The following is a 14,391-nucleotide window of genomic DNA, read 5'->3' on the forward strand; positions in this document are numbered from 1 at the left end:
GAGATGAGAGATGAGATCTATGCTTGATATGCAGGGAACCTTGTTTCTGTTAATACTTGTTGGAATATATGCCCAGAAGAAAGGTATTATTACAAGCCATAACAGGAAAAAAATGACTGATCTGATTATAGAAATAATACTCCCATGTAATATTGTTAATTCATTTCTGATTGATTGGTCTTACAACATTCTAATTAATTGCATCACAGTTTTAGCGGTAGCATTCATTACCCAGGTTATCTATGTGATAGTGAGCAGGATGCTTTTTCAAAAAAGTAGTAAGGACAAACAGGCTGTTTTACGGTATGCAATTATTTGTTCCAATGCAGGTTTTTTGGGAAACCCCATTGTTGAATCCGTCTTCGGGAGCCAGGGCCTATTATTTGCGTCCGTTGCTCTTATTCCCCTTCGGTTTGCCATGTGGTCCTCAGGCCTTAAGCTTTTTACCAATAAGGACGGGAAGTCAACAGCAAAAAAATTGATGACACATCCCTGCATCATTGCAGTATTTGTTGGATTTGTTTTAATGTTTACACAACTTAAACTTCCGGGGTTTATGCTAAAAACCCTTTCCGGAATCGGAAGCTGTAATACTGCAGTCTCCATGATTGTGATAGGTTCCATTCTGGCAGAAATACATGTGAAAGAAATTTTGGATAAAGAACTGTTTTATTACTCAGCTATAAGGTTAATTATCATACCTGCTGCTATACTGGTAATATTAAAATTATCCGGAATCGACAGTCTGGTAACCGGCGTGATTGTATTACTGTCCGCGATGCCGGCCGGAAGTACAACGGTAATGCTTGCGGATAAATATGGAGGGAATTCGGTGTTCGCATCCTCCTGCGTATTTATCAGTACGGTATTATCTTTGATTACCATACCGTTCGTTAGTTTCGCAATTACATAAGAGTACTTAAACAGATAATTGCGAAACTATATCGTTTTCCGAATATCCCATACAATTGATACGAAAAGGAGAGGAATAGATGAAAGTTTTATTGTTTCATGTGAATCAGGATGAAATAGATTATATTCTGGAATGTAACCAGAAATTTAAGTTTGATCTGGAAATGGCAGACTTTGATTTTAATTTTGCCGATTCAGATAGATTCACAGGTTTTGATGCGGTATGGATTACAACCAACTGTAAAGTGACAAAGTTGAAAGCGGAGCAGTTAAAAAAGGCCGGTGTCAGATATATTGTATCAAGAGCAGCCGGTACGGATCATATGGATCTTGCTGCAATGAGGGAAAGCAGCATAAAAGGAGCCAATGTTCCAAGATATTCGCCGAATGCCATAGCCGAGCATACCCTTTGCCTGATTTTGATGTGTCTTAGAAAAATGAAGCGTGAGTTTACTATGATAATGAATTATGATTTTACATTAACAGGATTAAAAGGCAGGGAACTTCGCAATATGACAGTGGGAGTTTTAGGTACCGGCAGAATCGGTACTGAAACCATAAAATTATTAAGTGGTTTTGGATGCCGAATACTGGCTTATGATTTGTATGAGAATCAGAGTATAACAAATTTCGCTACTTATTCGGATTTAAATGAGATCCTTTCTGTAAGTGACATCCTCATTCTTCACTGTCCTTTGACCGAGGAAAATAAAAGGCTTATTAATACCGATACCATAACCGGTATGAAGGACGGAGCAGTGCTGATTAATACGGCCAGAGGAGGGCTTATGGATTATGATGCAGTATTAAATGCCATAGAGATTGGGAAAATCAGTGCGGCAGCTTTTGATGTATATGATGCTGAAACTTCCTATATACGAAAAAAGGCAGATCGTGATAAATTTGATAGTAAAACACTGAAAAAGCTCATGGAGAATGAAAATGTTATATATACTGCACATATGAGTTTTTATACGGATACGGCAATCGAAAATATGATCAAAACAACCTTTGAAAATTTAGAGGAATATGAAAAAACAGGATTTTGTTCAAATGATATTACAGGTAATTGTGAAACTATATAATTAACAGTTAATACGAAATTCATCTAAGAAGGAGTGAATTTGATGAATAATGATTATGATATAACCCAGGACTCAAACCGTGTTAAAAAAGTGGAGCCCTCACTTATAAGAACAGTTCTTAACCGGGTAGATGAATTAAGAAAGAGCGGCAATGAAATAATCGCATTAAGCGCCGGTGAACCGGATTTTAATACGCCCGTCGATATTAAGGAGGCAACCATTAATGCAATTAACCAGAATCATACCCATTATAGTTCTAACAGGGGTTATGAAAAATTAAGAAAAAAGATATCAGAAAAGACATTGGAGGAAACCGGTATACTATATGATTACCGGTCTGAGATATTAGTAACCAGCAGCGGCGCCGAGGCCATAAATAATACGATTTTGTCCATTATTGACGAAGGGGATGAAGCCATAATATTTTCCCCTGCCTTCGTAAATTATGAGAACATGGTTAAAATAAGCGGGGGGATACCTGTTATTATTAATCTGAAGCCGGAAAACCAGTTTGGGATTGATATCGGGGAAGTCAAGAAACATATTACTGAAAAAACAAAAATGTTAGTAATCAATAATCCCAATAACCCGACCGGAGCGGTTTATGATAACTCCATACTTAAACAGCTGTGTGAATTATCCATAAAGCATAACTTTATTATTGTATCAGATGAAATGTACAGCAGTCTGGTATATGATGATGCCGGGTTTACCTCGGTTTCATCCTATCCCGGGATGAAAGAACGTTCTGTAATAATTAACGGATTTTCAAAAACCTATGCGATGACAGGTTGGAGATTAGGATATATTACAGCCAGTGAAAAAAGAATCAATGGAATATTAAAAATACATCAATATTCTACCACATGCTCACCGACTTTTATTCAGATCGGGGTAGAAGCGGGTATGGATACGGAACATACGAAAAAAGATATTTCTGCGATGATTCATGAATTTGCGGAGAGAAGAATTTTACTTATGAAAGGGCTTGATAAAATAAACGGGCTTTCCTATGTAATTCCGAAAGGAGCATTTTACATCATGGTGGATGTCTCTGAAACAGGGCTGAGCGGAATGGAATTTGCAAGCAGATTGTTAGAGGAAAAAAATGTCGCTGTAATTCCGGGCGTGGGTCTGGGTAAGATGTGTTCGGATTTTATAAGAATTTCTTTTGCGGCATCAACGAAGAATATATTGGAAGCTCTTAATAAAATTGATGATTTGATTAAGGAACTTGAAAAGAAGAATTAGATTTGACCTTACAAGTAAGCCGGAGTTTTGATTCGATTAAACTAAAAGCTGGTAACAGGGCGGCTGTTAATATCCGCTAAAACTTGTAAGTATACAAAGTGTCCATAACTTTTGTCGAAAAATGTACAAAGTGGTTATTGTAAAGTTAGTTAACTCCATGTATACTCTTTTCATTAATAAAATAATAAATAAGTTATATTACAAAAAAGCAAAGAAGCAGAAAAAATTTACTGCTTCTTTGCTTTTTTGTTTATACCGGATAAACAGTTTGGCGGTTGACTGGTATATATTATAAAAAATTGCAGCAATATGGAAAAGATAATATTAATTTAGGAGAAAGGCGGAGAGGATACAAATGAACATAATTATTACCGGAGGCGGATGGGCAGGATGTTCCGCAGCATATATGGCAAGAAAACAGGGAGCAAATGTTATTTTGATTGAAAGAACGGATTTACTTTTAGGAACCGGTTTAGTCGGCGGAATCATGAGAAATAACGGAAGATATACCGCAACAGAAGAAATGATTGCCATGGGCGGAGGAGATATATTTAAGATAATTGATGAAAACTGCCGGCATACCAATATCAATTTCCCGGGACATGCCCATGCAAGCCTGTATGACATAGCAAAAACACCCGTAGCAATTACTAATTATTTAAAAAAAATCGGAGTTGAAATCAAACTCCAGGAGAGAGTAGTAAGAGCACAGGTGGAAGATGGAGCTATAAAGAGTATTCAGACATCAAGCGGTGAGGTTTATGCGGGAGATGCTTTTATTGATACGACAGGAACTGCCGGGCCTATGAATAATTGCAGTAAGTACGGTAATGGATGTGCAATGTGCGTGCTTAGATGTCCGAGTTTCGGCGGCAGAGTAAGTCTTACCGGTGTCTGCGGTATAACCGAGAAAACAGGTAAAAAAGCAGATGACTCTATCGGTGCAATGAGCGGTTCCTGTAAGCTTTATAAAGAATCCCTTGCACCTGAAATAATAGAAACCCTGAATACGACAGGTGTTGCTGTCATTCCGCTGCCGGAGGAATTCGTTGAAAACCATTTAAGTGTAAAAGCCTGTCAGCAATATGCTCTAAAGGAATTTGCAGAGAATATCATTCTACTTGATACCGGTCACGCAAAGTTGATGACACCATATTATTCAATTGAAAAACTTCATAAAATTCCAGGGTTTGAGAACGCCCGTTACGAGGATCCCTATGCCGGGGGTAAAGGCAATTCTATGAGATATTTTGATATGTCTCCAAGAACCAATGCATTACAGGTAAAAGGTATAAAGAATCTGTTCTGTGCCGGCGAAAAAGCAGGTCTCCTGGTTGGACATACGGAAGCTATTGTAACAGGAGTACTGGCTGGGTTTAATTGTACAAGATTCTTACGTAAGGAACCATTGCTTGAATTGTCCAGAAAAACTGCAATCGGTGAAGCAATCGCATATGTGAATGAGGAGATGGAAAAACAAGAGGGACTTGGTAAAAAATACACTTTCTCCGGTTCCGTTTTATTTGAGCATATGAAGAAGCTTGGGTTATATGAAAACGATGTTAACAAAATAGAAGAAAAAATCAAACAAGAAGGATTATTTAATATTTTTGCATCGTAAACAGGTTAGGTAATTGCGAAACTTAGTTTTCTGAATATACCATGTAAATTATTAAGAATTTCATAGCTTCAGTTGCCCACCTGGCAAGATTCAGCTCTGAAATTGTATTAATTGCATGGTAAATACAATAATCATGTTTCATAATTACCTGAGTAAACAGGAGAAAGGGAGGAAATCGGAATGGAACTTACATCATTGCATATTGCCTATATTATCATTACCATTATTATACTGATAGCACTTTTATTTAAAAAAGAAATAGTAGTTCCTTGTATTGCAGGTACCCTAATTATCGGATTTATCTATTCAGGAAGTGCTGTTAAAGCAATTCAGATACTTAATAATGCATTGATCAATTCATTTATTGAGTTATTGAGTATCATTATAGTTATTGCAATGGTTGTATCAATGTCAAAAGCCATGATAGATCTTGGGGCGGATGAGGTAATGATGCATCCGGTCAGAAAAATTATTAAGAATAATAAGTCTGCTTTCTGGATTATAGGTTTTACAATGTTAATTGTTTCCTGGCTGATATGGCCGTCTCCGGCTGTTGCATTAATCGGAGCACTATTACTTCCGGTTGCCGGAGAAGTTGGACTTCCGGTTATCTGGGCAGCGGTAGCAATGAATATTTTTGGTCATGGTATCGGGCTTTCTTCGGATTTTGTTATCCAGGGAGCTCCCTCAATCACAGGAGCCGCAGCAGGAATTGATGTGAATGAAGTAATAAAAGCGTCTATACCATTGTGGATCACAATGTCGGTGGTTACAGCAGGTGTAGCATTTTGTATGATGTTAAGGGAAATGAAGTTAAATAAGGGTATGCAGACAATTACCAAAAAAGAATTTGTAATTAAAGAAATCAAGAAACCTAAGCGGGCCAGATTGATAGCGATAATTATGCCGCTTTCCTTTATCGCCGATATTGCTCTCATGATTACCTTTAAAATTAACGGCGGCGATGCAACTGCACTTGTTGCAGGTACATCACTTATCTTAACCTGTATTATTACATTTTTAGATAAAGGTGTTGGACAGGCACTTGAAACGGCAACAGATCATTTAAAGGAAGGATTTAAGTTTGCAATAAAGATATTTGCGCCGGTAATTGTTATAGCATCATTCTTTTTTATGGGAAGTGAAGGTTTTGCGAAGACCGTACTTGGTCCGGAGGCAACAGGTCTTTTAAATGACATCGGGCTTTGGATTTCCTCGCAGGTTCCTCTTTCAAAATTAACTATGGTATTAACAGAAACTGCAGTCGGAGTTATTACCGGGCTGGACGGATCAGGATTCTCGGGACTTCCGTTAGTTGGTTCCATAGCGCAGACATTTTCATCTATGGGTGATATACATATAGCGCCGCTTGCAGCACTGGGCCAGATTGTTACAGTATGGGTCGGCGGCGGTACCATTATTCCTTGGGGTGTAATCCCTGTTGCAGCTATATGCGGAATCGAAGCAACCGAACTTGCAAGAAAGAATTTGATTCCTGTTTTAAGTGGATTAGGAGCAACAATAATTGTAGCACTGTTTTTAATTTAGATTACATATAGAAAAAACTGATAGAATAACTAAAAGGGGCTTTGCAAAATCCTTAGTTTATTTAACTAGCACCTGTGCTTGTTTTACACTAAGAATTTTGGCAGATGCCCACTTTTTTGCTATAACCGTTTAATTTCAAAAAGAATAAACCCAAAAGGTTCTACTTCTGCATTTAATATAAGGTAATCCCTGCAGCTCCGGTATTCCATGCTTTGTCTAAGATGATTGTTCTCTTTAAAAAAGTTTAATTGCGAAGCAGTAAGATATTCAGGTGCCCCATTTTTCAGCCAAAAATCATAAATACTTCCATTCTCACGGTCAAATTGATATTTGACTATTTCATAAGAGGAATCCCCTTGTTCTAAAATTGTGAACTGAAATTGCTTTTTTGGTTTCTGCTCAAAGATAGCATAGCGGTCGTAATAGGATAACGTAATTTCCCGCCCGGAAGCGAATTCTTCAGTATAGTGGCAGTGATTAAAACATAGGATCTGATAACCGTCTTTCGACTTTGTTACAATATAGTCGGTTCCATAACCAAGAATTTCCTCTGATAATTTGGATAAAACTAAAAAAGCAAAAAATGAGGGTTTTTTTAAACCCGAGCGGTTCATTAAGCCATACTTGCCTCCGAATTCATTAAACGGAACATAATCCTCATCCATCAGATCGGAGATTTCCCAAAATACCAGCTGTTCAACCTGGTCTAAGTTTACAATAACATTGTGGAGTATAAAAGTAGCCATAAAAGCGGTATCATGGATGTAGTCATTGGCAAAGGGTGACGAATTCCATTCGGTAATATGAATGGGAACATCAGTGAAAGAAGTTCCGCTTAACTGGGTATGTATCCAGGAAAAATTTCTCGTTAAATCATTAATATCATGGTAAATACGTTGTTTATCCGTTGAAGCAGGTGTTACTCTGAAAGAAATAGGATAGCAATGAACACTTAAGAAATCTAATGGAATACGTTTTGTGGAACAAAAGGATAAAAAATCAGTAAGGATATTGTAATCCCAAAAAACCGCACTGGATGCAGCAGGACCGCCTACCTTAAACCCCTGGTCAAAAGCCTTGATGGTTTTGGCGGTAGCTTCATACATTTCTAAATATTGCTCTATAGTACCACTCCAAAAATCTTTCAGATCCGGTTCATTCCATACCTCAAAGAACCAGGTCAATACTTCATCTTTTCCATATCGGCCAATTATGTGTTCCATAAATGCCTGAATTAATTCTGTCCATTTTGTCATGGAAGAAGGAGGCGAAATATGGCCTTTATAAAAAAAGATAGTCTGATTATCCGATTTAATGGCTTCAGGCATAAATCCGAGTTCGATATATGGTTTACAACCCTGGCTTAGTAAATAATCAAAAATATCATCAATATAAAAAAATTATAATGGTAAGTATCATTAAATTGTGTAATTACCCCGATTTCATCATTGAAAATACCATGAAAGCGAATGTATTTAAAGTGTAATATGCTTTGTATTACTTCAAATTGCTGCCGCCATTTTGCGAGCAGGATATCATGAGCCCGACCTGTAGATGTGGTAGAGAGAAAGGATTTTTTGAAAACATGCTCTGAGGTAGAAGTTGGAATCACTATTTGTATCAATTCATTATTGAATGCCACAGGGGGACGGGTTTCCTCAACTTGTCCGGTTAACAGGTACTTTTCTGAATTAAGTGTGGCAGAACTATAAGTAATATAGGTACCAATATCGGTATCCAATGTTTGGCTTTTGGGAATTACAGGAAATTCCTCCGGGGTTGTGACTGCATTATTTCTATATTCACTCGGCGAGCAGCCGGTCAACTTATGAAAAGTTCGGTTAAAAGTTTTACTGTTACTGAAACCGTGGCGAAGATAAATTTCTGTAATAGAATCATTCGTATTTCGTAAATCTTTTTGAATCATACTGATCCGATAGCTGCCCAGATACTGGGTGAAAGTTGTATTTGTATATTTTTTAAAACTATGAGATAGATAATAGGGACTGAAATTTTCCGATTTTGCTAAATCCTCTAATGAAATATCCTCGCGATACATCTTTTCTACATATGCAAAGATATTTTTTATTCGGTTAATCTGATTGTTTTTTATCTCAAGCTGTTTATCGGAAGAGGTGGTATAGGAACTGTCTATTGGCAGCATTGAAATAATATTGCAGCATAGAAGATTGACAGCGGATTGATCGGATGTTTTTTTGGGATTGATCATCGAACTTAGTTTTTTTGATAATTTTATTAATGCTTCACTGTTCTCGTGATAGTAGACTGACTTAATGTCCGTACTTATTTGATTTACAAAATGAATGGATGATAAATCGATATTAAGGCTTTTAAAAAGCTGTTCATTAATTTGAAGCAATAAAATCTGAGTTGTTTTTTCTTTGTTGCTAATACAGGAATGAATCTGTTCGCGGTTTATAATTGCGATTTCATTTTTTTAAGAGAATAGGTATCTCCGCTTATAATACACTCTAATGTACCGGATATAACAAAAATAATCTCGATTTCGTTATGCCAGTGAGGAATTGCCTTTAAGTAATTAATGTCATAAAAAAGGATTGACATTCCGTTTGGATATTTGATTAACTCATATTTTGCTACCATACATTTATCCTCCTTGTCATTTTGGTTAATAATGTTCCTGATATGTCGTTTGTTGTATAAAAATTATACAAAACCATATCTGTAAATACAAGTGTAAAAGCAATTTTTGAGTTATAATTCGCCGGAATAGCGGAGATGAGCAAAAAACGAGTTGTATATTCATAAAATAGACACGACTTACCGGAGATAAAAAAGTATAATTTATATACTATATTAAGTCACTAAATATTTTAAAAAGTATAGTCAGTAACAAACAGGAGAAACAATAAGACCATTATTAAGGTACTATATCAAAGTTAAGCGCGCAGCTTTGATGTATATATAACTATTATTTTATTTAAGAGTTTATTGATTGGAGGAAGGAAAAAATGATATTAAAGAAATTAGCAGCTATAGGTTTGGCAGGTATCATGGCAGCAAGTCTTATGGCGTGCGGTGGTGGAAATTCAGTTAAGACTGATGGCTCATCAGCAAGCGGGGGAAAACAAAAGCTCGTGATCTGGTCATGGGGTGCAGATGAAGAGAAGAAATCCAGAGAGTCCATGGTGGAGGTATTTAAGAAAGCTCATCCGGAAATTGAAGTGGAACATTCCGTTATTCCTACGGCTGACCATGTATGGGACCAGAAAATGACGGCAGCATTGTCAGCCGGCACCGGACCGGATGTTATCCAGATGTCTCCGGACTATTATGGATTGTATACAAAATATTATGAAGATTTAAATCCATATGTGGAAAAAGAAGGGGTAGATTTAAAGTCCGTAACTACGGAAGGAATGATTGATCCATATTACCGTCCGGACGGCAAACTTGAAGCTATGCCGCTGCTGGAAAATGTATTTGTACTTGCCTATAACAAAGATATGTTTGACAAGTTTGGTGTTTCCTATCCCACCGCAGACTGGACATGGGATGACTTAGCGGAAGCTGCTAAGAAATTTGCAGGAGGGGAAGGAGCGGATGCTACTTACGGTATTGTTAACCATTGGATTGATGCAGGTATGTCAATTATCTGTAAAGGCGGAAGCGCTTATTCCGATGACCTGAAAACGTTACAGATTAACAGCCAGGAAGTAAAAGATGGGCTGACGCTTTTCGGTGATTTAGTACAAAGTAAAGCAATGCCGGATGACACTGCAGCAAAGAGCCTTCCGAAAGAACAGTTATTTGTATCCGGACATGCGGCAATGTATACACTGGGTGGATTTGAAACAAAGCTGATTGCTGATGAAGTAGGTGAAAATTTTAAATGGGATGCAGTACCTATGCCAAAAGTTGCTGACGGAGGAAAGAACAATCTGATGTATGCAACCGGTTATGCCATGGTGACTACCTCCAAGAATAAAGATGCTGCATGGACATTCTTAAAAGAAGCTGCGTATGCCAATGAAGATATGGCAAAAGCAACCTGCACGGTAGGTTTGACATCCTGCAAAACTGTGGCAGAAAGTTATTATAAAGACCTGAAATACGGACCAATCAGCAACGGCATCTATCTGGAAGGTTTGGCCAGTGCAAAACTTAATATCTGGGGTGGCGCTTTCTCAGCAGCAGGTGACGTTTGGACACAAATTTGGCAGTCGGTTACAATTGATAAAAAGACTCCTGATGATGCGATGAATGAATATTATCCGGCTCTTGAAAAAGCATTTAATGAGGCAAACAGTAAGTAATGGTTATAAATACAGGGTTGTTGCAAAATCTTAAAATTACCTGATTTAAGTATGGAAAATGGGGTTAGCAACAACCCAATTTTTGAAAACAGCTATGATGATAGGAGGTATGGTAAAATTGAATGGTAAAATAAAAGAGAAAAAATATTCGGCAATGAAACGAAGAGAAGCGAGAAATTTTTATATCTATACTGCCCCATGGCTGATAGGATTCCTTGTACTGACATTATATCCGATTCTGTATTCTTTTTATCTTATGTTTACTAACATGAATCTTACCGGAGTCGGAGAATTTGTGGGACTTGAGAATTGGAAATATGCATTTACAGATGATAACTTATTTAGAAAAGCATTTTTAAATACATTAAAATATGTTGGTATGTTTGTACCAAGCAGTATCATTGTTGCATTTTTTATTGCTTTGTTATTAAGTAAGAAAGTAAGAGGGCTGGGGGTTTTCAGAACAGCTTTTTATATTCCATATATTACATCAGGAGTTGCAGTCACGATTCTATGGGGGTGGATCTTCCAGAAAGACTATGGAATCATTAATTATGTTTTATCACTCGTTGGATTGAAAGGACCTAATTGGCTGGGAGATAAAAATGTAGCCATGGTTTCTATCGTTATCTTATCGTTATGGACTATTGGTAATAATATCATTATTATGCTGGCAGGAATCCAGGACATCCCCCAATCCTATTATGAAAGTGCTCAGATTGATGGGGCAGGTTCTATACGGCAGACCTGTTATATTACATTACCATTATGCACACCGACTATTTATTTTAATCTGATTGTTACGGTTATTGCAGCATTTCAGGTCTTCCAGCAGCCTTTGATATTAACAAACGGCGGACCGCTAAACAGTACCTATACGGCTGCTATACACTTATATAATAACGGATTCCTATATGGAAAAATGGGTTATGCTTCTATGATGGCATGGGGCATGTTTGCCGTTATTATGATAATTACAGTCATTGTTGTATCAACGTCAAAATATTGGGTATTTTATGATGATTAAAGAGAGGAGGATGATTATGCATACAAGATCACAGAAAAAAACCAGAATTGCTGCAAGAATTGTCACATATTTTATATTGATATTTGCGGCGGTTGTCTGCCTGTTTCCGTTTATATGGATGATATCCACATCATTTAAACCAATGTCGGATATTTATAAAATGCCTCCGTCCCTGATACCGGAAAAAATAACCTTGGAAAACTTTGTGGAAGGCTGGAAAGGTGCTAATTTTCAATTGTATTTTAAGAATACGGCAATTATTACGTTTTTAGCCACAATCGGAACGGTTCTTTCCTCCTCCATAGTAGCTTACGGATTTGCAAGATTTCATTCCAGATTATCTAAGTTATTATTTATGGTATTATTGGGAACCATGATGCTTCCATCCCAGGTTACTTTAATACCCCAATATCTGCTTTACTATAAGATGGGTATGTTGGATACTTTTTGGCCTTTAATTATCCCCAGCTGGTTGGGGGAGGTGCTTTTAATATCTTCCTCTTTATCCAGTTTTTTAGAACATTACCAAAAGAGTTAGATGAAGCTGCGAAAATTGATGGTGCCAACTCATTACAGGTATTTGTGGGAATTCTGCTTCCATCCGTAAAATCGGTAATGTTAGCCGTTCTTGTTATGGCGCTTGTTTACAATTGGAATGACTTTTTTAATCCATTGATTTATCTAAATTCCAATGAGAAATTTACTATTGCAATCGGATTACAGTTTTTTAAAGGATCTCAAGGCAATGTACAAATCGGTCAGATGATGGCAATGGCACTTATCTCATTGATGCCTGTACTGGTAATTTTTGCAACCTGTCAGAAATATTTTATTCAGGGAATTAAAATGTCCGGTTTGAAAGGCTAATATATTTAAACAGAAGTTTAAAAGCAACTTCTGATAAGTTATATTCATTAAACTTAAGGAGAATAGCAGATGAAATACAAAAATCCAATTATCACCGGTTATAATCCGGATCCCTCCATATGCAGAGTAGGAGAAGATTATTATATTGTAAATTCCACTTTTGAATATTTTCCAGGTGTGCCGATTTATCACAGTAAGAATCTGGTAAACTGGGAGCTAAAGGGGTATTGCCTGACAGAGGAAAACCAACTTTGGTTAAAAGGCTGTCACCCATCGGGCGGTATTTATGCTCCAACTTTACGTTATCATAACGGGACATTTTTTATGGTTACAACAAATGTTTCCGGTAAAGGGAATTTTATTGTACATACTGATGATATTGAAAAAAAATGGTCAGAACCGGTATGGGTTGATCAGGGAGGGATAGATCCATCCCTTCTTTTTGATGATGACGGAAAAGTATATTTTGTATCAACAAATAGGGATGAAAATGGAAAAGCAGCTATGTTTCTATGTGAAGTAAATCCATTTACCGGAGAGCGTTTAACAGAAAGTGTTGTGATAAGCCGGGGCTGTGGGGGCAGATATCCGGAGGGACCCCACATGTATAAATGGTTTGGTAAATATTATTTGATGTTAGCAGAGGGTGGTACGGAATATGGTCACATGGAAACCATGCTAAGGGCAGATAATCCTTACGGACCTTACGAAGAATGCCCGTTTAATCCAATCTTGACACATAGAGATGACATGCGGGAGGAAATATATTGTACCGGTCACGCTGATATGATGCAGGACCATAATGGCAACTGGTGGCTGGTATGCCTGGGGATACGTCCCTGCCAGGAAAAATCTAACCGTGTGTTACTCCATAATCTTGGACGGGAGACATTTTTAGCACCGGTTAAATGGACAGAAGACGGATGGCCGGTAGTCGGAGAGAATGGACTTATTTCCCTGGAGATGGAGGGGCCGCTTCCCGGAAATGTACCCGAATTGGTAAACAGGAATTTTTATGATGATTTTTCAGGGAATAAATTTGACCTGCATTATAATTTCCTAAGAAATCCCCATATGGAAAATTATATCCTTAACGGTAATAAAGAATTACTTTTAAAAGGTACGGAAATTACTCTAAATCAGGTCGATTCACCGACCTGGATCGGTATCCGCCAGAAAGGATTTGAAACCGTATCAACGGTTAATGTGAGTATTCCAAAAGCTATACAGGGAATGAGGGCAGGTCTTACGGCATTTTATAATGACTCATACCATTATGAAATATATCTGACAGTGGAGTCGAATGTATATAAAATCTGTGTGGCAAAGCATGTTCATGACATTTTTACCGTTACTTCAAGTATTGAAATACCGAGAGCCGATAATATAAATCTGCAAATGATTTCAGATAAAACCTATTATAGATTTTCTTATAGTCTGGATGGGAAGAATTATATTGAAATTGGCTCGGGGCTTGTCGTAGGACTTTGCACGGAGAGCACAAAAGTCATGACTTTCACGGGAACCTATATAGGTTTATTTGCGGAAAACGGTCCTGGAATTTTTAAGGATTTTGACGTAAAAGTAATGGATTAGTATTTAACTAGTTAGTTGGGGGAAGACGATTAGTTACTGTAAAAAATATCATCTATATTAAGTTGCTATTCAGGAAATAAGACTAAGTATAACCGAGCCTTACCACAGAGTGCAAGTTTAATATATAGATGATATTTTTTAATAGAAAAGCATTGCATACTTCCCTATGAATTAATAAGCCCTAAC

The 14,391-nt window shown here is 37.2% G+C and carries 11 protein-coding genes and 1 pseudogene; 10 read left to right on the forward strand and 2 right to left on the reverse strand.

What is annotated here, in order from left to right:
* Nucleotides 1–10: 10 nt before the first annotated feature.
* The 5 genes from Ana3638_RS12960 (at nucleotide 11) to Ana3638_RS12980 (ending at nucleotide 6,417) form a co-directional block, all read left to right on the forward strand.
* On the forward strand, nucleotides 11–913 hold the full coding sequence (locus tag Ana3638_RS12960; RefSeq protein WP_161838402.1) for an AEC family transporter: 903 nt from the start codon (nucleotides 11–13) through the stop codon (nucleotides 911–913).
* A 79-nt stretch (nucleotides 914–992) separates the two neighbouring features.
* Entirely contained in the window at nucleotides 993–1,997 is a 1,005-nt protein-coding gene (locus tag Ana3638_RS12965; protein ID WP_161838403.1) for an NAD(P)-dependent oxidoreductase, read from the forward strand.
* Nucleotides 1,998–2,039: 42 nt separating this feature from the next.
* Nucleotides 2,040–3,248 (forward strand): pyridoxal phosphate-dependent aminotransferase, encoded by a 1,209-nt coding sequence (locus tag Ana3638_RS12970; RefSeq protein ID WP_161838404.1) that lies wholly within the window; start codon nucleotides 2,040–2,042, stop codon nucleotides 3,246–3,248.
* A gap of 355 nt (nucleotides 3,249–3,603) precedes the next feature.
* Nucleotides 3,604–4,869: an FAD-dependent oxidoreductase gene (locus tag Ana3638_RS12975; protein WP_161838405.1), complete on the forward strand. Its 1,266-nt coding sequence runs from the start codon at nucleotides 3,604–3,606 to the stop codon at nucleotides 4,867–4,869.
* 180 nt (nucleotides 4,870–5,049) lie between these two features.
* Nucleotides 5,050–6,417 (forward strand): hypothetical protein, encoded by a 1,368-nt coding sequence (locus tag Ana3638_RS12980; protein WP_161838406.1) that lies wholly within the window; start codon nucleotides 5,050–5,052, stop codon nucleotides 6,415–6,417.
* 119 nt (nucleotides 6,418–6,536) lie between these two features.
* On the opposite strand, the pseudogene Ana3638_RS27065 reads toward Ana3638_RS12980, so the two are convergent.
* Nucleotides 6,537–8,647 (reverse strand): annotated as a pseudogene (locus Ana3638_RS27065) (GH39 family glycosyl hydrolase).
* Nucleotides 8,648–8,853: 206 nt separating this feature from the next.
* Complete coding sequence (locus Ana3638_RS12995; protein WP_161838408.1) at nucleotides 8,854–9,042, reverse strand: cupin domain-containing protein; 189 nt, start codon at nucleotides 9,040–9,042, stop codon at nucleotides 8,854–8,856.
* Nucleotides 9,043–9,410: 368 nt separating this feature from the next.
* Between Ana3638_RS12995 and Ana3638_RS13000 the strand changes: the two genes are divergently transcribed.
* From Ana3638_RS13000 to Ana3638_RS13015, 5 genes are all read left to right on the forward strand, one after another.
* On the forward strand, nucleotides 9,411–10,715 hold the full coding sequence (locus Ana3638_RS13000) for an ABC transporter substrate-binding protein (RefSeq protein WP_161838409.1): 1,305 nt from the start codon (nucleotides 9,411–9,413) through the stop codon (nucleotides 10,713–10,715).
* 109 nt (nucleotides 10,716–10,824) lie between these two features.
* Nucleotides 10,825–11,742, forward strand: a complete 918-nt coding sequence (locus Ana3638_RS13005) for a carbohydrate ABC transporter permease (protein WP_246240191.1) — start codon at nucleotides 10,825–10,827, stop codon at nucleotides 11,740–11,742.
* Between the two features lie 16 nt (nucleotides 11,743–11,758).
* On the forward strand, nucleotides 11,759–12,280 hold the full coding sequence (locus Ana3638_RS25205) for a carbohydrate ABC transporter permease (RefSeq protein ID WP_246240194.1): 522 nt from the start codon (nucleotides 11,759–11,761) through the stop codon (nucleotides 12,278–12,280).
* Nucleotides 12,190–12,609, forward strand: coding sequence for a carbohydrate ABC transporter permease (locus Ana3638_RS25210; RefSeq protein WP_246240197.1), 420 nt, complete (start codon nucleotides 12,190–12,192; stop codon nucleotides 12,607–12,609). Before Ana3638_RS25205 ends, Ana3638_RS25210 begins: the two co-directional genes overlap by 91 nt.
* A 69-nt stretch (nucleotides 12,610–12,678) precedes the next feature.
* Complete coding sequence (locus tag Ana3638_RS13015) at nucleotides 12,679–14,205, forward strand: glycoside hydrolase family 43 protein (protein WP_161838410.1); 1,527 nt, start codon at nucleotides 12,679–12,681, stop codon at nucleotides 14,203–14,205.
* Nucleotides 14,206–14,391: the final 186 nt, after the last annotated feature.

The organism is Anaerocolumna sedimenticola, assembly GCF_009931695.1.
Classification (GTDB): domain Bacteria; phylum Bacillota; class Clostridia; order Lachnospirales; family Lachnospiraceae; genus Anaerocolumna; species Anaerocolumna sedimenticola.